Source organism: Corynebacterium sp. MSK039, assembly GCF_030232315.1.
Lineage (GTDB): Bacteria > Actinomycetota > Actinomycetes > Mycobacteriales > Mycobacteriaceae > Corynebacterium.
This window is the reverse complement of sequence record NZ_JASPJL010000006.1, coordinates 53,439-72,499: the sequence shown is the minus strand read 5'-3', so window position 1 is coordinate 72,499 and position 19,061 is coordinate 53,439. Positions and strand designations below refer to the sequence as shown.

At 66.9% G+C, this 19,061-nt stretch carries 19 protein-coding genes; 2 read left to right on the top strand and 17 right to left on the bottom strand.

The genetic code is table 11. The features are described 5' to 3' along the window. Window positions 1-35 precede the first annotated feature (35 nt). Complete coding sequence (locus QP997_RS06010; RefSeq protein ID WP_148812005.1) at window positions 36-416, bottom strand: hypothetical protein; 381 nt, start codon at window positions 414-416, stop codon at window positions 36-38. Window positions 417-465: 49 nt separating this feature from the next. On the opposite strand from QP997_RS06010, the gene QP997_RS06005 reads away from it, so the two are divergent. Next, window positions 466-1,824 (top strand): DUF4921 family protein, encoded by a 1,359-nt coding sequence (locus QP997_RS06005; protein WP_148812007.1) that lies wholly within the window; start codon window positions 466-468, stop codon window positions 1,822-1,824. An 85-nt stretch (window positions 1,825-1,909) separates the two neighbouring features. Continuing rightward, complete coding sequence (locus tag QP997_RS06000) at window positions 1,910-3,163, top strand: amidohydrolase (protein WP_284846551.1); 1,254 nt, start codon at window positions 1,910-1,912, stop codon at window positions 3,161-3,163. 150 nt (window positions 3,164-3,313) lie between these two features. On the opposite strand, the gene pyk is transcribed toward QP997_RS06000, so the two are convergent. The 16 genes from pyk to hisD all read right to left on the bottom strand — a co-directional run bounded on the left by pyk (window position 3,314) and on the right by hisD (window position 19,032). Beyond that, window positions 3,314-4,732, bottom strand: a complete 1,419-nt coding sequence (gene pyk / locus QP997_RS05995) for a pyruvate kinase (RefSeq protein WP_070758086.1) — start codon at window positions 4,730-4,732, stop codon at window positions 3,314-3,316. Window positions 4,733-4,796: 64 nt separating this feature from the next. Next, the gene (gene lgt, locus QP997_RS05990) at window positions 4,797-5,699 is read right to left on the bottom strand and encodes a prolipoprotein diacylglyceryl transferase (RefSeq protein WP_284846550.1); all 903 of its coding nucleotides are present in this window, start codon (window positions 5,697-5,699) and stop codon (window positions 4,797-4,799) included. Between the two features lie 14 nt (window positions 5,700-5,713). After that, a complete protein-coding gene (gene trpA, locus QP997_RS05985) occupies window positions 5,714-6,487 on the bottom strand; it encodes a tryptophan synthase subunit alpha (RefSeq protein ID WP_148812013.1) in 774 nt (257 codons plus the stop codon). Further along, entirely contained in the window at window positions 6,488-7,744 is a 1,257-nt protein-coding gene (trpB, locus tag QP997_RS05980; RefSeq protein WP_284846549.1) for a tryptophan synthase subunit beta, read from the bottom strand. Window positions 7,745-7,768: 24 nt separating this feature from the next. After that, complete coding sequence (trpC, locus tag QP997_RS05975) at window positions 7,769-8,590, bottom strand: indole-3-glycerol phosphate synthase TrpC (protein ID WP_284846548.1); 822 nt, start codon at window positions 8,588-8,590, stop codon at window positions 7,769-7,771. Window positions 8,591-8,684: 94 nt separating this feature from the next. After that, window positions 8,685-9,335, bottom strand: coding sequence for a TIGR02234 family membrane protein (locus QP997_RS05970; protein WP_284846547.1), 651 nt, complete (start codon window positions 9,333-9,335; stop codon window positions 8,685-8,687). Between the two features lie 43 nt (window positions 9,336-9,378). Continuing rightward, window positions 9,379-10,914 carry an anthranilate synthase component I gene (locus QP997_RS05965; RefSeq protein ID WP_284846546.1) on the bottom strand — a complete coding sequence of 512 codons (1,536 nt, stop codon included), beginning with the start codon at window positions 10,912-10,914 and terminating at the stop codon, window positions 9,379-9,381. Window positions 10,915-10,917: 3 nt separating this feature from the next. Further along, window positions 10,918-11,262, bottom strand: a complete 345-nt coding sequence (gene hisI / locus QP997_RS05960) for a phosphoribosyl-AMP cyclohydrolase (RefSeq protein WP_284846545.1) — start codon at window positions 11,260-11,262, stop codon at window positions 10,918-10,920. Then, a complete protein-coding gene (gene hisF, locus QP997_RS05955; RefSeq protein ID WP_070758071.1) occupies window positions 11,259-12,020 on the bottom strand; it encodes an imidazole glycerol phosphate synthase subunit HisF in 762 nt (253 codons plus the stop codon). The genes hisI and hisF overlap by 4 nt, the downstream gene beginning before the upstream one ends. After that, complete coding sequence (locus QP997_RS05950) at window positions 12,017-12,967, bottom strand: inositol monophosphatase family protein (RefSeq protein ID WP_070758069.1); 951 nt, start codon at window positions 12,965-12,967, stop codon at window positions 12,017-12,019. Before QP997_RS05950 ends, hisF begins: the two co-directional genes overlap by 4 nt. After that, the gene (gene priA / locus QP997_RS05945; protein WP_284846544.1) at window positions 12,967-13,728 is read right to left on the bottom strand and encodes a bifunctional 1-(5-phosphoribosyl)-5-((5-phosphoribosylamino)methylideneamino)imidazole-4-carboxamide isomerase/phosphoribosylanthranilate isomerase PriA; all 762 of its coding nucleotides are present in this window, start codon (window positions 13,726-13,728) and stop codon (window positions 12,967-12,969) included. Before priA ends, QP997_RS05950 begins: the two co-directional genes overlap by 1 nt. A gap of 88 nt (window positions 13,729-13,816) precedes the next feature. Then, window positions 13,817-14,560, bottom strand: coding sequence for an imidazole glycerol phosphate synthase subunit HisH (hisH, locus tag QP997_RS05940; RefSeq protein ID WP_284846543.1), 744 nt, complete (start codon window positions 14,558-14,560; stop codon window positions 13,817-13,819). A gap of 13 nt (window positions 14,561-14,573) precedes the next feature. Then, on the bottom strand, window positions 14,574-15,902 hold the full coding sequence (locus QP997_RS05935; protein WP_148812023.1) for an MFS transporter: 1,329 nt from the start codon (window positions 15,900-15,902) through the stop codon (window positions 14,574-14,576). A gap of 112 nt (window positions 15,903-16,014) precedes the next feature. Further along, the gene (gene hisB, locus QP997_RS05930; protein WP_070758062.1) at window positions 16,015-16,629 is read right to left on the bottom strand and encodes an imidazoleglycerol-phosphate dehydratase HisB; all 615 of its coding nucleotides are present in this window, start codon (window positions 16,627-16,629) and stop codon (window positions 16,015-16,017) included. Between the two features lie 2 nt (window positions 16,630-16,631). Beyond that, window positions 16,632-17,732 (bottom strand): histidinol-phosphate transaminase, encoded by a 1,101-nt coding sequence (locus QP997_RS05925; protein WP_284780155.1) that lies wholly within the window; start codon window positions 17,730-17,732, stop codon window positions 16,632-16,634. Continuing rightward, window positions 17,713-19,032, bottom strand: coding sequence for a histidinol dehydrogenase (gene hisD, locus QP997_RS05920; protein ID WP_284846542.1), 1,320 nt, complete (start codon window positions 19,030-19,032; stop codon window positions 17,713-17,715). Before hisD ends, QP997_RS05925 begins: the two co-directional genes overlap by 20 nt. Window positions 19,033-19,061 lie beyond the last annotated feature (29 nt).

The window sequence follows — 19,061 nt, the reverse complement described above, 5'->3', positions numbered from 1 at the left end:
GAGCGCTCCAAACATGGTTTTCTACAGCCTGGCCGCTACGGGGCGACCTCGAGGTGCCACGGCACCCGCGGGGTGCCCGGGTCGTCCTTCACCTCGCGCAGCAGCGGCTCGGCGGGCTCATCCTCAATCACGGTGAGCAGGTGTGCGAACTGCATCGCCAGCCCGGAAATCGACCCGCCCTCGTAGTTCGCGACGGCGACGTCCAGGGTGGTCCCGGAAGTCGGGTCGTCCTCCGAGGTCTCCCCGAAGAGCTCCACCCAGGTGGTCTCCAGCTCGGGGTCGGGGGTCAGGCCGGTCTTCACCGCCAGTTCCGCGTCGAGGCGGGGCCCGAAAGAGTCGATGAGGGTGCGGAAATCCTGCTCGATCTCGTCGCGCTGGGCAGCGGTGGACAAGATCCTAAAACTAATCTTTGGCATGCGCCCAAGTATGGCAGCTTTGCTGATTGATTAGCTAGGATCGGCAGGTGTGATTGCTAATTCAGGACGCATCCCGGCCCCGGTTCCCCCGCTGACGACGCTCCCCGACGGGACGATCAAGCAGGTCAATCCTTTCTCCGGCACCGAGGTGTGGACTGTCCCCGGCCGTGGTCACCGCCCCATGGAGCCCTATCAGCTGGCCAAGGAGCCCATCGCTGACCGCGACCGGGCCAGCGACTTCGGCATCGCCCGCAAGCTCGACACTCCCCCGGAAAAGGCCCGCATGGTCCGGGACATCAACGGCGAGGTCCGCATCGACCGCGGCGTCGTCGCCAGCAAGCTGGAGGACAGCGAACCGCTCTTCCGTCGCGTGGCGAACCTCTACGAGATCCTCACCTACGACTACTGGGCGCTGAACTACGGCTACCGCATGAACCCCGCCGCGGCGAAGCACATGACCGACTACCTCAGAGAGGAAGCCGGCTGTGACCACGTCGAGAACATCCTGCGCGTCAAACTCGCCGCGGCAGGCACCCCGAAGGCGGAGATCGACGAGCTGTTCACCGAGGAGCGCCGCTACCAAACGCTCCACGAGATGGGTGCGGCACTCTTCGCCGGTGGCCACGACGTCGTCATCGCGCGCGACCACTACGTCCCCGGGGCGACAACGACGGACCAGCTGGCGTCCTCCGGCGAGATGAGCTGGGAGGACCACCGCCTGTTCATCGAGTTCACGGTCGACGGGATGGACCAGCTCTACCGCGCGAACCGCTACGTCCGCTACGTCGCGGCCTTCCAGAACTGGCTGGAACCCTCCGGTGCCACGATGGAGCACCTGCACAAGCAGCTCGTGGCCATTGACGAGCACGGGCTGCAGAACGACTGGGAGATCTCCCTGGTCCGCAACAACCCGAATATGTACAACGAGTGGGCCGTGGACTATGCCGCCCGCCACAACCTCGTCTTCGCCGAAAACGAGCACGCCATCGCCTTCGCCGGCTTCGGGCACCGCTGGCCGACCCTGGAGGTCTTCTCCAAGTCCGCCACCACCGAGCCGTGGCTGATGACTCCGGAGGAACGCGCGGGTGTCGCGGATCTCGTGCACGCCTGCCACATCGCCAGCGGCCCTTCCATCCCCTGCAACGAGGAGTGGCTGCACCGGCCGATGGACGTAGACGTGCCGATGCCGTGGCGCATCGTCATTAAGTGGCGTGTCTCCACCCTCGCCGGCTTCGAGGGCGGCACGAAGATCTACATCAACACCATCACCCCGCAGGAGCTTTGCGAGCTGGTGTTGCACCGCCTGGAAGCCGCGCAGGCCGCGGGGCGCCTGGCGCCGGGAATCAAGCTCGGCGAGGACATCGAGCACGCCCCCAACAAGCTGAAGTACAACCCGGCGATCCGCTAGCAGCGCGCAGCACCGCTACCTCGCAGGTGCCGCGCCGCAGTCACGCACGGCTGAAGGCTGAACGCTGAAGAAAGGAAGTTTTCGCATGTCTGCATCCGACTCCACCTCCCCCGCCCAGGCCGCACCAGAGGCGGTCGCGGAGCTGATCAACTCCCTGGGCTCCGGCCCCGGGAGTGACCTGGGGTGGACCCAGGAGTTCTACGAGTGGATGCACGCCCACCCGGAGCTCTCCCTCCAGGAGGAGCACACGGCACACGCGATCGCGGAGAAGCTCGCCCACTTCGACTGCGAGGTCACCACCGGGATCGGCGGCCACGGCATCGTCGCCATCTTCCGCAACGGTGAGGGGCCCACCGCCCTGATGCGCGCCGACTTCGACGCCCTGCCGGTCCGCGAGACCACCGGGCTGCCCTACGCCTCCACCGTGGACGGCGTGATGCACGCCTGCGGGCACGACGTCCACACCTCCTCCCTGCTGGGGCTGTGCGCCGTCATGGACGCCCACCGCGAGGCGTGGTCGGGCACCTTCATCGCCCTGTTCCAGCCCGCCGAGGAGGTCACTCAGGGCGCGAACAACATGATCAAGGACGGGCTTGCCGATGCGATCCCCCGCCCCGATGTCTGCTTCGGCCAGCACGTGGTCGCGGGCCCGCAGGGGACGGTCTACACCGCCGCAGGCCCCGTGCTCGCGGCGTGCGACACCATCACCGTGACGATCCCCGGCCTATCCGCGCACGCCTCCTCCCCGCACCTGGGCCTGGACCCCAGCTACGTCGCGGCGATGATCGTCGTGCGCCTGCAGGGCATCGTGGGCCGCGAGGTGGACCCGAACGACTTCGCAGTGATCTCCGTGGGCTCGCTCATCGCCGGGCACACGAATAACACCATCCCCAGCGAGGCGAAGCTGGTGCTGAACTGCCGCTTCTACAACACCGAGGTGCGCGACCGCACCTACGAGGCCATTGAGCGGGTCATCCGCGGCGAGTGCCTGGCCTCCGGGGTCACCGGCGAGCCCACCATCGAGTACTCCGCCCGCGGCGAGCTGACCGATAACGATCCGGAGCTCTTCCGCACGGTCCGCCCCTATTTCGACGAGGTCTTCGGCGGCCAGTCGCAGGACTCAGAGCGGTGGACCGCCTCCGAGGATTTCTCCGAGATCCCTCGCCACTTCGGCTGCCCGTACCTGTTCTGGACGGTCGGGGTGACCCCCACCGAACAGTGGGACGCAGCCACCCCGGCGCCGGGGAACCACGCCAGCGACTTCGCCCCGGCGAAAGGCTCCGTGCACACCGGCATCAAGGCCGCCGCCGCAGCGGTGCTGGGCTACCTGGGGGTCTAGCCCGCCTGGGGTTGCCCCCCTCCTGCGGCGCCCGCACCACAGTATTCGCTCCACCTGCTTTGCCCCACCCGCGCTAAGTACAGCGAAAGGGGCCGGGGCTCGCTTCTTTAGCGAGGAGCCCGGCCCCTTTTTCACGCTCGCGCGCTCTGCCTAGCGGCGACGCTCCTGACCCAGCATGTGCACCTGGATCATATTGGTGTTGCCCGGGATCCCCGGCGGGGAGCCCGCGGTGACCACGACGAGGTCATCGTAGTTGTAGTTCTTCTTGCTGAGCAGGGACTCGTCCACCACGCGCATCATGTCATCAGTGGAGTCGACGTCATTGGTGAGCAGCGTCTCGGTACCCCAGGTCAGCGACAGCTGGTTGCGCACGTCCTGCGAAGGCGTGAACACCAGCAGCGGCAGGTAGCTGCGCAGGCGTGCCACGCGCTTGGCAGTATCCCCCGAGGAGGTGAAGGCCACCAGGGCGCGCGCGTTGAGACGCTCGCCGATGTCCTTCGCCGCATAGGAGATCACGCCGCGGCGGGTACGCGGGCGGTGCGTCAGCGGTGGGGCCTCGCCGTCGTCCTCGGCGGCAACGACGATGCGGGACATCGTCTCCACCGTCGCGATCGGGTGCTTACCCACGGAGGTCTCGCCGGACAGCATGACCGCATCCGCACCATCCAGCACGGCGTTGGCCACGTCGGAGGCCTCGGCGCGGGTCGGGCGGGAGTTCTCGATCATGGAGTCCAGCATCTGGGTCGCCACGATCACCGGCTTGGCGTTCTCGCGGGCGATCTGGATGGCGCGCTTCTGCACCAGCGGGACGTCCTCCAGCGGCACCTCCACACCCAGGTCACCGCGGGCAACCATGATCGCATCGAAGGCCAGGATGATCGGCTCCAGTGCGTCGACGGCCTCCGGCTTCTCCAGCTTCGCGATGACCGGCACGCGGCGGCCGACCTCGTCCATGATCTCGTGGACGAGCTCAACGTCCGCCGGGGAGCGCACGAAGGACAGGGCGATGAAGTCCACGCCCATCTTCAGGGCGAAGCGAAGGTCCTCGCGGTCCTTCTCGCTGAGCGCCGGGACGGAGATGTTCATCCCCGGCAGGGACACGCCCTTGTTGTTGGAGACCGGGCCGCCCTCGACGACCTCGCAAACCACGTCGTCGTCCTCGACAGCCTTGCAGATCAGCGCGACCTTGCCGTCATCGACGAGCAGGCGGTCGCCCGGCTGGGCGTCCCGCGCAAGGCCCTTGTACGTGGTGGAGACGCGGTCGTGGGTGCCTTCGATGTCCTCCACGGTGATGCGGACGGTCTCGCCGGTCGCCCAGTAGGTCTTATCCTCGGCGAAGCGGCCGAGGCGGATCTTCGGTCCCTGCAGGTCGGCCAGGATGCCGACCGGCTTGCCGGTCTCCGCCGAGGCGTCGCGGACCCACTGGTAATTCTGCTGATGATCAGCGTGTTCCCCGTGGGAAAAGTTCAGGCGCGCGACATTCATGCCCGCGTCGATCAGCCCGCGAATCGAATCCTTATCGGCCACAGCTGGGCCGAGCGTACACACGATTTTTGTTCTTCTGCTCACAGCTCCCCAGAATAGCCAGGAGCAGCCGACCCCCGCTACATAAGGGGTAATTGGGGCGTGTTTTTTACTCCGACGCGGTGCTTAGTTCCGCATCGCCGCGGACGTACTCGGGAGTTTCCCGACGTCGGTTCCGGGTCGCCCAGAACAGGATGGCAGCCGACACAAACGCCACGGCAGAGACCACCACGTTGATGCGGACGTCCCCGAAGACCGTCGTCGCCGGATCGGTGCGCAGCATCTCGATGAAGAAGCGACCCAGGGTGTAGCCAGCCACGTAGAGCATGAACACCCTGCCGCCACCCAGCCGGCGGGTGCGGTCGATGTAGACCAGCAGGCAGACGATGAGGATGTTCCACACCATCTCGTAGAGGAAGGTGGGCTGGACGGTGGCGATGACCTCCCCGGTGGAACGCCCCGTGACGGGCGCGAGGTAGCCGGATTCGTCGACGCGGCGGTAGATCTCCAAAGCCAGCGGGCCGTCAGCGGGACCGCCGTAGAGCTCCTGGTTGAACCAGTTGCCCAACCGGCCGATGGCCTGTGCCAGCAGGATGGTGGGCGCGATGGCGTCCGCGAAGGGCATCAGTGGGAGACGTTTGAACTTAAACAGCAGCGCCACGGCCACCCCACCCAGGATCACCGCGCCCCAGATGCCGAGGCCACCGTTGGTGATCTTCAGCGCGTCAACGGGGTTCTTCCCCGGCCCGAAATACTTATCGTGGTCGGTGATGACGTGATAAATCCGCCCGCCGATGATGCCCGCGGGTACGGCGACGAGCAGCGCGTCGACCACGACTTCCGGGTCACCGCCACGATCGGCGTAGCGCTTCCGCGACCAGAAGTACGCCACGACGATGCCCGTGAGGATGCACAGGGCGTAGGCACGCAGCGGGAAGCTGCCCAGGTACCACACGCCCTGCGGGGGCGAAGGAATCGCGGCGAGCAGCATGGTGTCCGTCGCACCCATCATGCGTGGCTACTCCCCTACGCCTTGGCGCGCACGCCGGCGGCCAGGTCTGCTGCGACCTCCACCAGGGTGCCCTGCTCCGTGGCGTTGATCAGGGCGGAGCCCACGATCACGCCGTCGGCGAAGGCCGCGATCTGCGCGGCCTGCTTACCGTCTCGAACACCCAGGCCCACGGCCACCGGCAGATCAGTGACCTTCCGGCAGCGCTCCACGAGCTCCTGGGCCCCCTTGTCGACCTCGTCCTGGGCGCCGGTGACACCCATGTGGGAAGCCGCGTAGATGAACCCGCCACCGGCGTTCGCGGTCATCTCCAACCGCTCCATCGTGGTCGACTGGGCCGCCAGGTAGACCGGGTCCAGGTCGTGCTCATCGCAGGCGGCCTTCCAGCGGCCAGCCATCTCCGGAAGCAGGTCCGGGATGATGCTGCCCAGGCCACCGGCCTCAGCGAACTCGGCGGCGAAGCGCTCCGGGCCGTACTGCAGCACCGGGTTCCAGTAGGTCATCACCACGCAGTTCGCGCCGGCTTCGGTGGCCCGGCGAACGACCTCGATGGTGTCCTTGACCTTGAAGCCATTCTCCAGGGCGATATCCGCGGCGTGCTGGATCGTCGGGCCATCCATCATCGGGTCCGTGAACGGGATGCCCACCTCGATGAGATCCGCGTGCTTGGACAGCTCGATGATGTTCTCGACGGACTCCTCCACCGTCGGGAAACCTGCCGGGTAGTAGGCGACGAACGCCGCCCTCCCCTCGGCCTTGGCGTCCTTAAAAATCTGCTCCAAACGGCTCATTTAGTTACCCTCCTTCGCGAACCACTTCGCGGCGGTCGCGACGTCCTTATCGCCGCGGCCGGAGACGTTGACGATGATCAACGGGTTATCCTCGCGTTCGGCGTACTTGATAGCAGCGGCCACACCGTGGGCGGACTCGATGGCCGGCAGGATGCCCTCCAAGCGGGTCAGCAGGCGGAAGGCCTCCATGGCCTCGGCATCGGTGATGGCGAAGTATTCCGCGCGCCCCTCGGCGTGCAGTGCGGAGTGCTCAGGGCCCACACCCGGGTAATCGAGCCCGGCGGAGATGGAGTGCGACGGGATGATCTGGCCGTCCTCATCCTCCATCAGGTCGGAGTAGGAGCCCTGGAACACGCCCTGGCGACCCATGTTGATGGGTGCGGCGTGACGGCCGGTGTCCATGCCGTCGCCCGCGGCCTCGGCGCCGATCAGCGCGACGGACTCGTCCTCGATGAACCGGTGGAACAGACCGATGGCGTTCGAGCCACCGCCCACGCAGGCCACGACGGCGTCTGGGAGGCGACCAGCGCCCTGAAGGATCTGCTCGCGGGCCTCGGTGCCGATGATGCGCTGCAGGTCGCGCACCATCTGCGGGAATGGGTGTGGGCCGGCGGCGGTGCCGAAGCAGTAATAAGTGTCGTCCGCGTTGGCCACCCAGTAGCGCATGGCCTCGTTAATCGCGTCCTTCAGCGTGGCGGAGCCGAGCTCGATCTCCACGACTTCCGCTCCCAGCAGCTTCATCCGGGCGACGTTCATCGCCTGGCGCTGGGCGTCCACTGCACCCATGTAGATGCGACATTCCAGGCCGAGCAGGGCACACGCGGTGGCGGTTGCGACGCCGTGCTGGCCGGCGCCCGTCTCAGCGATCACGCGGGTCTTGCCCATGCGCTTGGCCAGCAGGGCCTGGCCGAGCACGTTATTGATCTTGTGGGAACCCGTGTGGTTGAGGTCTTCACGCTTGAGCCACACCTCTGCACCCACGTGCTTGGAGAACCGCTCTGCGTAGTACAGCGGGGACGGTCGGCCCGAGTAGTTGCGGTGCAGATCGTCGAGCGTTTCCAGGTACTCCGGATCGGTCTTCGCCTTGCCCCAGGCGTCGGTGATCTCATCGATCACGGCCATGAGGGCCTCTGGGATATAACGGCCACCGAAGTCGCCCCACTGCCCGAGATTATCGGGCTCGTGGTGGGTAGCGGTGCCGATCACTTCGCCGGCGGTGGGAAGTGCTTGTGCTGGGCTTTTCTTGTTATTACTCACGAATTCCAACTTACCTGGCTGAGGTTATGCGTTTTGCTTGGAGCCGGTCGGGCACGCCGGGTGCTGGCCCGCCACCACGAGGGCCTTGGCGGCCGCACCCGGGTCGTCGGCGGTCACGAGCCCCTCGCCCACGAGGACAGCGTTTGCGCCGTGGCGGGCGTACTCGATCAGGTCGTGCTTATCGCGCACACCGGATTCCGCGATCTTCACGATGTGATCCGGGATCAGCGGGGCGATGCGCCCGAAGACGGACATATCGACCTCGAGGGTCTTGAGGTTACGGGCGTTGACGCCAATAACCTTGGCGCCGGCAGCGACCGCACGCTCGACCTCGTCCTCCGTGTGGACCTCGACGAGGGCGGTCATCCCCAGCGACTCGGCGCACTCCAGGAGCCCGGTCAGCCGCTCCTGCTCGAGGGCGGCAACGATGAGGAGGATGACGTCCGCGCCGTGGGCCCGTGCCTCGTAGATCTGGTACGGGTTGACGATGAAGTCCTTGCGCAGCAGCGGGATATCCACGTTTGCGCGCACAGCGTCGAAGTCGGCCAGGGAGCCGTTGAAGCGGCGTTCCTCGGTCAGGCAGCTGATGACGGCGGCACCGTTCTTGGCATAGGCCTTGGCCAGCACCTCCGGCTCTGGGATCGCGGCCAGCGCTCCCTTCGAGGGGCTGGAGCGCTTGACCTCAGCGATAACGCTCACATCCGGACCGGAGAGAGCAGCCAGCGCGTCGAGCGCGGGCGAGGCGTCCAGTGCACGGGCCTTGATCTCCGCCAGCGGCACCTCCGCTTCACGGCGAGCCTGATCCTCGAGAACTCCGGCGATGATCTCATCCAACACTGTTGCCATGTCGGCCTAACCTTTCACGATCGCTGTGTCGATGGTCACAACATTATCTACGCGTCGCGCTGGCACGAAATCCTGCCGCCCCCGCTGACGCTGGTTACGCCCGTTCCTCGTCCGTGGGGTCCACTCCCGCGTCGAGGGCATCCCACAGCACCCGGCCGGAATCCGGGTTTTCCGTCAGGTCCTGCTTGGCCCCTTCGCGGCGGCGTTCCGGGGTCTCATAGCGGCTATAGCCACTGTCCGAGGCCCCAGGCTTCATCGCGAGGATCACTCCGCCACACACGCCGAGAATCGCGACGATGACGGTGAGCAGGACGGGCAGGTTGTGCACCTCCGCGGACAGCACCTGGGCCCAGGCGGAGATCTGCTCGGGATTGCTGGAATTCTGGGTGGCCACGCCAGAGCGCAGCAGCTGCTGGGCTCGGTAGAGATCCGGCTCCGCACCCACGAGCTGCACGGCCCGGAAGCTCGCGCCGGCAGACAGCAGTGCGATGAGCACGCCGATGATACGGCGGACCACTGGCGGGACTGCCATCGTCGCGATCAACGCGGCCATCATCGCCAGGGCCAACGGTGTGCCAGCCGGGTCCCACACTGCACCCACGAGCTCGTGGGTGGACTCGCCGGACTTGTCGTCGAAGACCTCCGCGGTCAGCCAGTTCATGCGGCCGAAACCCCACACGCCGGCCGCTGCCAGGATCACCAGCAGTTGGGCCAGCCCACGAATGCGCTTCTCAGTCTTCGTCATGCCCTTCTTACCTTTTTCGTCAACGTCGTTGGCCGGTCGCAACCTAGAGCTTGCGCAGCGTCTCCGCTGCTGCCACGGCGCGCAGCACGGCCGCGGCCTTGTGCTGGCACTCGCGGTCTTCCGCCGCCGGGTCGGAATCCGCAACGATACCCGCACCGGCCTGCACGTACACGGTGCCGTCCTTGTAGAGCCCGGAGCGGATCGCGATCGCCTGGTCGGTGTTGCCGGAAAAATCGAAGTAGCCGACCGTGCCGCCGTAGATACCGCGGCGGGTGTCCTCGAGGCGGTCGATGATGCTCATCGCGGATGGCTTCGGGGAGCCAGACAACGTGCCCGCCGGGAAGGTCGCGGCCGCAGCGTCCACGGCCGTCTTACCCTCCGCGAGCTCGCCCGTCACGCCGGAAACCAGGTGCATGATGGCGCTGTAGCGCTCGATGTGGCGGAAGTCGTGTACCGCCACCGAGCCAGGCTTCGAGATCTTGCCAACGTCGTTGCGGCCGAGGTCCACGAGCATCAAGTGCTCGGAGTTCTCCTTCTCATCGGCCAGCAGCTCCCGCTCGTTGGCCAGGTCCTCCTCCGGGGTGGCCCCGCGGGGCCGGGAACCGGCGATCGGATGGGTGCTGATGTGCCCATCTTGCACGCGGACAAGGGACTCCGGCGAGGAGCCGACGATCCGGAACGCGGTCTGCGTGAAGTCCTCGTTCGGGATGTTCATCAGGAACATGTACGGGCTCGGGTTGGTGCGTCGCAACATCCGGTAGATGTCCAGGGCGGGCACGTCCGTATCAATCTCGAATCGCTGGCTCAGCACGATCTGGAACGCGTTCCCTGCCCGGATGTGCTCCTGGCACTGCAACACGCGCTCCCGGTACACCTCAGAAGTCTGCTGGCGACGGACCTGCGGCTCGGCTGTGGCGTCGTAAGTGTGAACCCCGCCCGCGGTCGCGCCGGAGAGCTTGCCGAGCATGTCCTCGATGCGGGCCACGGCGTCGTCGTAGGCGGCGTCCACGCGCTCCGGTGAGTTATTCCAGTTCACGGCATTGGCGATGAGCCAGATGCTGCCCTCGTGGTGGTCCACGACCGCCAGGGTGTCGACGAGCATCTGCACCAGGTCAGGGACGTCCAGGTCGTCCTCGCAGGTATCCGGTAGCTGCTCGATATAACGCACCATGTCGTAGCCCAGGTAGCCAACCAACCCACTGGTCAGCGGCGGCAGGTCTGGCATGGGGGCAGTGTGCAGGGCCTCGAGGGTGGCGCTGATCGCCGCGAGCGGGTCCGCAGCAGCCGGCAGATCCTCCGGGGCCTGGCCGATCCAGCGGGCGTCCTTACCCTTGGCCACCAAGGCAGCGCGCGCCCCGGTGCCGATGATCGACCAGCGGCTCCAGGACTTCCCGCTCGGGGCGGACTCGAAGAGGAACGTGCCCGGCCGGTCCTCCGCGAGGACGCGATAAGTGTTCAGGGTGGACAGCCCATCGGCCAGCACCTTGCACACCACCGGAACCACGCGGTGTTCCGCCGCCAGGGCGCGGAATTCCTCGCGGGTCGTCATCTCCTGAAAACTGCCCTGTGCTGTAGCCATGTTCTAGAGCAACCTATCCGAATCGAAGCAGGTGGTGGTTCCGGTGTGGCACGCCGCACCGGTCTGATTAACCTTCAGCAGCACCGTGTCGCCATCGCAGTCGAGCCGCGCCTCCACGACTTCCTGCGTGTGCCCACTGGTCTCCCCCTTGACCCACAGCTGCTGCCGGGACCGGGACCAATACGTGCCCTTGCGGGTGGCCAGGGTCAGAGCCAGGGCCTCGTCGTTCATCCAGGCCTGCATCAGGACGTCGCCGGAGGTCGCGTCCTGGACGACGGCGGCGACGAGCCCGTCAACGTTGCGCTTCAGCCGCCCGGCGAGGGCGGGGTCGAGGGCTGCAGAACTCAACGGCGCACCTCGTAATCCTCCGCGAGAGCGTCCTTGACTTCGCGAATGCTGACCTCGCCGAAGTGGAAGATACTGGCCGCCAGGACCGCGTTCGCACCGGCCGCAACGGCTGGCGGGAAGTGGCTGGCTGCACCCGCGCCACCGGAGGCGATGACGGGGATGGACACGACCTCGCGCACCGCGGCAAGCATCTCGGTATCGAAGCCGTCCTTGGTGCCATCGGCGTCCATGGAGTTGAGCAGGATCTCCCCCACGCCCAGTTCCTCGCCCTTCTTGGCCCAGGCCACGGCGTCCAGGCCGGCGGACTTGGTGCCGCCGTGCGTGGTGACCTCGTAGCCGGAGGGCTGGTCATCGCAGCGGCGGGCGTCCACGGAGAGCACGACGCACTGGGCGCCGAAGCGGGTGGACAGCTCGCGGAGCAGCTCCGGGTTCGCCACCGCAGAGGAATTCACGGAGACCTTATCGGCGCCCGCCCGCAGCAGGGCGTCGGCGTCCTCGACGGAACGAACCCCGCCGCCGACGGTGAGCGGGATGAAGATCTGATCCGCGGTGCGGCGGACGACGTCCAGCATCGTGCCGCGGCCCTCCTTGGACGCGGAGACATCCAGGAAGGTCAGCTCGTCGGCGCCCTCTTCGTCGTAGCGCTTCGCGAGTTCCACCGGGTCGCCGGCGTCGCGCAGGTTCTTAAAGTTCACGCCCTTGACGACGCGGCCGTTCGCCACGTCCAGGCATGGAATGACGCGCACACTGACGCTCATTGAATTCCACCTCGGTCCATGATCTCCTGCGCGGTGCGCGCAGCGGTGCCGATCGGCACGTTTTGAATGTGTTCCAGCAGGGTGGCGTGCACGTCCGGTTCCCCGGCCACCAGGCCGGAGACACCCGGCCGCCACGGGTTGCCCGCGAAGTCGGTCGCCACCCCACCGTTGGCCTCCACGGCCAGGATGCCTGCCGCGTTATCCCACAGGTTCGGGCTGAAGGTCACCGTGCCGCCGAACACACCGGCGGCGGTGAAGGCCAGGTCGATGCCCACCGAGCCGGTGACGCGCATGCGCGGATAGGACTTGCCGATTTCGTTGAGCATGTCCTGGCGGTAGGAAATCGGCAGGTTGCCGCGGCGCTGGGACAGGATCGAGCCGAAGCTGATCTGTGTCACGCCCGCGTCCGAGGGTGGCATCGGCCGGGCGGGGTTGCCGTCCACGAACAGGCCGTGGCCCTTGTGCGCGGTGATGCGGCGACCCAGCAACGGCATCTCGGTCACCGACAGCAGGGTCTCACCCTGGTGGATCAGGGACACGAGGATGCAGCAGAACGGGTTGCCCACCGCGTAGTTCGCGGTGCCGTCGATCGGGTCAACGACCCAGAAGGTCTCCGGCTCCTCGTCGATGAGTTCCCGACGACGCCGACGCGGGCCGTCGAGGGCGTCCGCGCTCTTGTCACCGGGATTGTATTCCGGCACTTCGCCCGGCAGCTCGCCCGGCATGACGGTCCCATACTCCTCGCCGTGAACCGGGAAGCCGGTGTACTGGCTCAGCAGGTTGCGCAGCTGCCGTTCCACCTTGAGGTCGGCCTCGGTGGCGAAATCGCCGGGGCTCTTGATGACCTCGGGATCCGCACCGACGGCGGCCGTGAAGGTGGCCTCGGCTTCGTCGACCGCGGCTTCGGCGATGGCCAGCAGCGCGCGGGTGTCGAGAGATTCTGTCATCAGTCCTCCTGACCGCGGGCGACCCGCAGCGCCTCCTCGAGCGTGAACTTGCCTGCATACAGTGCCTTACCAACGATGGCCGAGTCCACGCCCTCGTCGACGACGGCGGCGAGTGCTCGGATGTCGTCCAGGCTGGAGATACCGCCCGACGCGACGACCGGCGCGGACGTTGCCGCCGAAACCTCGCGCAGCAGCTCGACGTTCGGTCCGTTGAGCATGCCGTCACGGGAGACATCGGTGACGACAAGGCGGGACACACCCTCGGCGTCGAGGCGCTCGAGAACCTCCCACAGGTTGCCGCCGTCGCTGGTCCAGCCACGGCCGCGCAGGCGCCACTCGCCATCGACCTCGCGGGTGTCCAGGCCGATGGCGACCTTGTCCCCGTGCTCCTGGATGATCTTCTTGCACCACTCCGGGTTCTCCAGCGCGGCGGTGCCGATGTTGACGCGCTCGCAGCCGGTGGACAACGCGCGCTCGAGGGAGGCGTCGTCGCGGATGCCGCCGGAGAGCTCGACCTTCAGGTCCATCGCCAGGGTGACCTCGCGGATGATCTCGAAGTTGCTGCCCCGGCCGAAGGCAGCATCGAGGTCGACGAGGTGAATCCACTCGGCCCCGGCGTTCTGCCAGGCCATGGCGGCCTCGATCGGCGCGCCGTAGCTGGTCTCCGTGCCGGCCTCGCCCTGGACGAGGCGGACGGCCTGGCCCTCGGAGACGTCGACGGCGGGAAGGAGAGTCAAAGCGGTGGTGTTGTTGTGGGACATGTTTTTCACTTTCTCGCCACGGGGTGGATTTAGCTATTAAAGGATCAGTGTAGCCCCGGCCTGCCGGCGCAGTGCCGGGACCGTGCAACTAGAGGGTTGTGACCCAGTTGCGCAGCAGGTGCGCGCCCGCGTCACCGGACTTCTCCGGGTGGAACTGGGTGGCCCACAGCGGGCCGTTTTCCACGGCTGCGACGAAGCGGCAGTCCTCATGCTGGGTCCAGTGGACCAGGGGCGCGCGGGTCCGGCCGTCGGTGTGCAGCTCCCACTCCTGGACCCCATAGGAGTGGACGAAGTAGAAGCGCTCGTCGGCGGAGAGACCGTCGAACATCTGGCTGCCCGCGGGATCGACGTCCACGGTGTTCCAGCCCATGTGCGGCAGGATCTTGGCGTCGAGGCGACGGACAGTACCCGGCCACTCTCCTGCGCCCTCAATCTCCGAGCTGCCGTGGGCGCCGTCGGCGAACTCCACACCGTGCTCGAAGAGGATCTGCATGCCCACGCAGATGCCGAGTACCGGGCGGCCGCCGGCGAGCCGCTCCCCGATCAGTCGAGCCCCCTGGACCTTGCGCAGGCCCGTCATGCAGCTGGCGAACGCCCCCACCCCGGGCACGAGTAGGCCATCGGCGTTCAGCACCGTCTTCGGATCGTTGGTGACGGTGACTTCGGCCCCGGCCCGCTCGATGGCGCGCTGCGCGGAGCGGATGTTGCCACTGCCGTAGTCCAACAGCGCGACGCTGGGCCGCCGCCCACCGGTGGCCTTAAGGGTGCCCTCTTCAGCAGGGGCGGCTGTGCTGGAATTCGCTTCTGTGGACTGTGTTTCCATAGCCCGCATTGTACCCGGGCGCCTACCGGCGACGAACGCGCACCCGGTCGGTCACGCGGCGCAGACGGGTACGGACGTTTCCGGTGTCCACGACGCGGTGCTGGCCCATGAAGCGGTCCAGGATGACCAGCCCCAGGCCGACGAGGATGACGATGCCCGCACCGATGAAGGCTCCCTGGAAGGCGAAGCTGGAGGCCACGATGCCCAGCAGGATCGAGCCGACACCGGTGCCGGAGTCGAAGGACATGTTCCACAGGGCGGAAGCCTCGGCGGAGCGGTCGCGCGGCAGGCGGTAGAAGAGCAGCAGCAGCGCTTCAGACTGCGCCAAGCCAAAACCGGCGCCGAAGATCGCGGCGGTCAGCAGGGCGCAGGCCACCAGCAGCCGGCCGGTGGGTTCCATATTGATGGTCAGGGCTGCTCCCAGCACACCGGCGAGGGCGAAGATCAGCGAGGCAACGGCCAGGGTGCCGGGCTCGCCTTTGCGGTCGGACCACCAGCCGGAGAACGCACGCGCGATCGTCTGCGCCGCGCCCATCACCGCCAGGGTGAGGCCGGCGACTGTGGCGGCGATGGCTGGATCGATCTTGGCGGCGGCGGGCGCCAGGAAGTTACTGAACGCTGCAAACCCCACGGCGGCGACACCGATGAGCAGCCCGGGCACGGTCGCCAGCTTCCAGGTGGCAACCATCTGGGTGGCGGGCTTTTCAACCTCGGTGGTTTCGTGGGTGGCCTCGGTGACCTCCTTGGATTCCACCGGGAGCCCCAGCGCGGCGGCCGCGCCGACCACGGCGTAGACGGCGGCCAGGACGTAGACCGCGGAGCCGTAGTTGTCATAAACCCACATGCCCAGCGGGAAGCCGATGAGCTGGCCGCTTCCCACGAAGACCCCGAAGACACCGCTGGACCGGCCCAGCAGGTGCAGCGGCACGAGGTCGGCGATCAGCGCGGCTTCCGTCACCGTGACGGCACCGAAGCCGATGCCGCGGATGATAGCCACGGCGATCACGGCCGCATTGGACAACGAGCCGATGTGCAGCAGCGCGGGAAGGCCGAGCAATAAGCCGGCCGTGGCCATGACGGGGAAATAGCCTACTTTCCGCAGGATCCTTGGGGTGAAGTACTGGGTCGCCACGGTGGCCCCCATGAAGATGCCGGTACTAGCACCGGCCATCGTCTCGGATCCCCCAGCTTCAATGATGGCCAGCGGGATCACCGGCAGGAGGATCGCCCACCCGCCGAAGGCACAGAACACCGAGATCAACGTGGCTTTGAGCCCCGGGGCCTGCCACACGGATTCGATCTTGGCGAGCTCTGCCGCCGGGAGTGCCTTCGGGCGAATAGGCAAGGTCATCCTTCCTTCCTCCGTACGTGGTGCGCACGGGGTTGAAAATCTGCTGGTCTCTATCGGCGACGGGTCTCTCACCCGCCCAGGCCGCACGGCTGGGGCGCGTGCGGCTTAAATCCTACAAGGCACCCTTGGTCGACGGGATGCCGGTGACGCGCTCGTCGCGCTCCACGGCGGCACGCAGTGCGCGGGCCACGGCCTTGTACTCCGCCTCGGTGATGTGGTGCGGATCGCGGCCATAGAGGCAACGCACGTGCAGGGCGATCCGGGCGTTCAGGGCCAAGGTTTCGAAGAAGTGCTGGTTGATCACGGTGGCATAGTGGCCGCCGATGACCGTGTGCACCATGGCATCTGGCTCACCGGTGCCAACGTAGTACGGGCGACCCGAGACGTCGACGGCCGCATGAGCCAGGCACTCGTCCATCGGGATGAACGCATCACCGAAGCGGCGGATGCCGGCCTTGTTCCCGAGCGCCTCGCCCAGTGCCTGGCCCAGAACGATGCCGGTGTCCTCGACGGTGTGGTGGGCGTCGATCTCGACGTCGCCGACTGCCTTGACCTCGAGGTCGAAGGAGCCGTGGGCACCGAGTGCGGTGAGCATGTGGTCGAAGAAGGGCAGTCCGGTGGAAATGTCGGTCTTACCGCTGCCGTCCAGGTTGATGCTCACCGAGATGTCGGACTCGCTGGTCTTCCGCTGGGCGCGTCCGATCCGGTCCTCGAAGGTGTTGCTCATAGTTAGTTCTTTCCTTTCACTGCTGCCGCTGCGGCCAAGAAGGCGTCGTTTTCTTCCGGCAGGCCGATCGTCACGCGCAGCCAGCCGGGGATACCGACGTCGCGGATGAGGACGTCCTGGTCCAAGAATGCCTCCCACGTGCGGTGACTGTCCTGCAGCCCGCCGAAGAAGATGAAGTTGGAGTGCGAGTCGACGACCTCGTAGCCGAGTTCCTTCAGCTCAGCGGCAACGCGATCCCGCTGCTCGCTGAGGGTGGCGACGGTGGCCAACGTATCCTCCCGGTGGCGCAGCGCCACGCGCGCGGCGGCCTGGCTCAGCGTCGAGAGGTGGTATGGCAGGCGCACCAGCATGACTGCCTCGATGAACGCCGGGTCGGCCACGAAGTAGCCCAGGCGACCACCAGCAAAGTCGAAGGCCTTGCTCATCGTGCGGGAGACCACGAGCTTGGCCGGGTAGTCCGCCAGCAGCGTGCAAGCGCTCGGCTCGTCGGAAAACTCGGCGTAGGCCTCGTCGATGATGACGATCCCCGGTGCGGCGTCGAGGATGCGGCGGATGTCCGCCAGCGGGGTGATCCCACCGGTCGGGTTATTCGGCGTCGTGACGAAAACGATGTTCGGCTGGTGCTCCTCAATGGCCGCCACAGCCTTGTCGACGTCAATCGCGAAGCCCTGGGCCGGGTCGCGGTCGATGGCGATGAACTCGGTCTGGGTGCCTGCCGCGAGGATCGGGTGCATGGAGTAGCTGGGTACGAAACCCAGCACGCTGCGGCCCGGCCCGCCGAAGACCTGAAGGAGCTGCTGCAGGATCTCGTTGGAGCCGTTGGCCGCCCACAGATTGTCCTTGGTGACCGCCACGCCTGTCTGGGCGGTGATGTACTCAGCCAGGTCCTCGCGCAGCTCGACGGCGTCGCGTTCCGGGTAACGGTTTAGCCCAGCACCGAGCGCGCGGACCTCGGCGACGAGGTCCTCAACGATGGCCTCGCTCGGCGGGTAGGGGTTTTCGTTCGTGTTCAGCTGGTTCTTGACGGTCAGCTGGGGCGCGCCATAGGCGGACTTGCCTTGGAATTCTTCACGGATCGGGAGATTAACCACGGTTGGTCCAATCTGGGTTGGTGCGGGCCTTGATTGCTTCCCCGTGGGCGGGGAGGCGCTCGGCGTCCGCGAGGGCGATCACGGTCTCCGAGACGTCCTGCAGGGCCTGCTCGTTGTAGTTCACGACGTGCACGGACTTGAGGAAGGTGTGGGTGGACAGGCCCGAGGAGTGCCGGGCGCTGCCGCTGGTCGGCAGGACGTGGTTGCTGCCCGCGGCGTAGTCGCCCAACGGCACCGGGCTGTACGGCCCGATGAAGATCGCACCGGCGTTGATGATCTTCTTCGCAGTGCCGGTGTCGTCCTTCGTGTGGATCTCCAGGTGCTCGGCGGCGTAGGCGTTGGCCACGCGGATCGCCTCTTCTTCATCGCCGACGAGCACGATGCCGCTCTGCTGGCCCTGCAGGGCCTCGGCGACGCGCTCGGAGTTGTGGGTCACCTGGTAACGCTCGGCGATCTCGCGGTCGACCGCGTCGGCGAGCTGCTCGGAGTTCGTGATCAGCACGGAGGCCGCCATCGGGTCGTGCTCGGCCTGGCTGATCAGGTCATAAGCCACCTGCACCGGGTCGGCGGACTCGTCGGCCAGGACCGCGATCTCAGTGGGGCCTGCCTCCGCGTCGATACCAACGACGGAGCGGCACAGGCGCTTGGCGGCGGTGACGAAGATATTGCCCGGACCGGTGATCATGTCCACCGGCTCCAGATCCTCGTCGCCGTAGGCCAGCAGCGCGATGGCCTGCGCGCCGCCCACGGCCCAGACCTCGTCCACGCCCAGCAGCTTGCAGGCCGCGAGGATCGTCGGGTGCGGCCAGCCGCCATTATCCGCCTGCGGCGGGGAGGCCACCACGAGGCTGCCGACGCCGGCGGCCTGCGCGGGAACTGCGTTCATGATCACGCTGGACGGGTACACGGCCTTGCCACCCGGGACGTACAGGCCCACGCGCTCCACCGGGATCCATCGCTCGGAGACCACGCCACCTTCGGCGATCTCGACGTCCTGGTCCTCCGGCCGCTGTGCCTCGTGGAAAGCCCGCACCCGGCGGATCGCCTCCTTGAGCGCGTCCAGCACCCTCGGCTCCAGGGTGTCAAGGCTCTGATCGATGACCTCGGCCGGCACCCGGAGGCTCGCCGGTACGCAGCCATCGAACTGCTGGGAGTACTTATTTGCCGCCGCCACGCCGTGGGCCTTGACGTCCTCAACGACGGGCGAGACGGTCGGCAGCACCGCATCAATATCCGTGCCGCCGCGGGGCAGCGCCCGCCGAAGCTGCGCGGTGGTGGGTGTGGTGCCTCGAAGATCAATGCGCTGGAGCATGCCAGATCCTCTCCCTTAAAGGGGCTAAA

Coding starts and splice junctions, on each gene's coding strand:
- QP997_RS06010 (WP_148812005.1), bottom strand. CDS start 416: ATGCCAAAGATTAGTTTTAGGATCTTGTCCACCGCTGCCCAGCGCGAC.
- QP997_RS06000 (WP_284846551.1), top strand. CDS start 1,910: ATGTCTGCATCCGACTCCACCTCCCCCGCCCAGGCCGCACCAGAGGCG.
- lgt (WP_284846550.1), bottom strand. CDS start 5,699: ATGATGGGTGCGACGGACACCATGCTGCTCGCCGCGATTCCTTCGCCC.
- trpA (WP_148812013.1), bottom strand. CDS start 6,487: ATGAGCCGTTTGGAGCAGATTTTTAAGGACGCCAAGGCCGAGGGGAGG.
- trpC (WP_284846548.1), bottom strand. CDS start 8,590: ATGGCAACAGTGTTGGATGAGATCATCGCCGGAGTTCTCGAGGATCAG.
- QP997_RS05970 (WP_284846547.1), bottom strand. CDS start 9,335: ATGACGAAGACTGAGAAGCGCATTCGTGGGCTGGCCCAACTGCTGGTG.
- QP997_RS05965 (WP_284846546.1), bottom strand. CDS start 10,914: ATGGCTACAGCACAGGGCAGTTTTCAGGAGATGACGACCCGCGAGGAA.
- hisF (WP_070758071.1), bottom strand. CDS start 12,020: ATGAGCGTCAGTGTGCGCGTCATTCCATGCCTGGACGTGGCGAACGGC.
- QP997_RS05950 (WP_070758069.1), bottom strand. CDS start 12,967: ATGACAGAATCTCTCGACACCCGCGCGCTGCTGGCCATCGCCGAAGCC.
- priA (WP_284846544.1), bottom strand. CDS start 13,728: ATGTCCCACAACAACACCACCGCTTTGACTCTCCTTCCCGCCGTCGAC.
- hisH (WP_284846543.1), bottom strand. CDS start 14,560: ATGCGGGCTATGGAAACACAGTCCACAGAAGCGAATTCCAGCACAGCC.
- QP997_RS05935 (WP_148812023.1), bottom strand. CDS start 15,902: ATGACCTTGCCTATTCGCCCGAAGGCACTCCCGGCGGCAGAGCTCGCC.
- hisB (WP_070758062.1), bottom strand. CDS start 16,629: ATGAGCAACACCTTCGAGGACCGGATCGGACGCGCCCAGCGGAAGACC.
- hisD (WP_284846542.1), bottom strand. CDS start 19,032: ATGCTCCAGCGCATTGATCTTCGAGGCACCACACCCACCACCGCGCAG.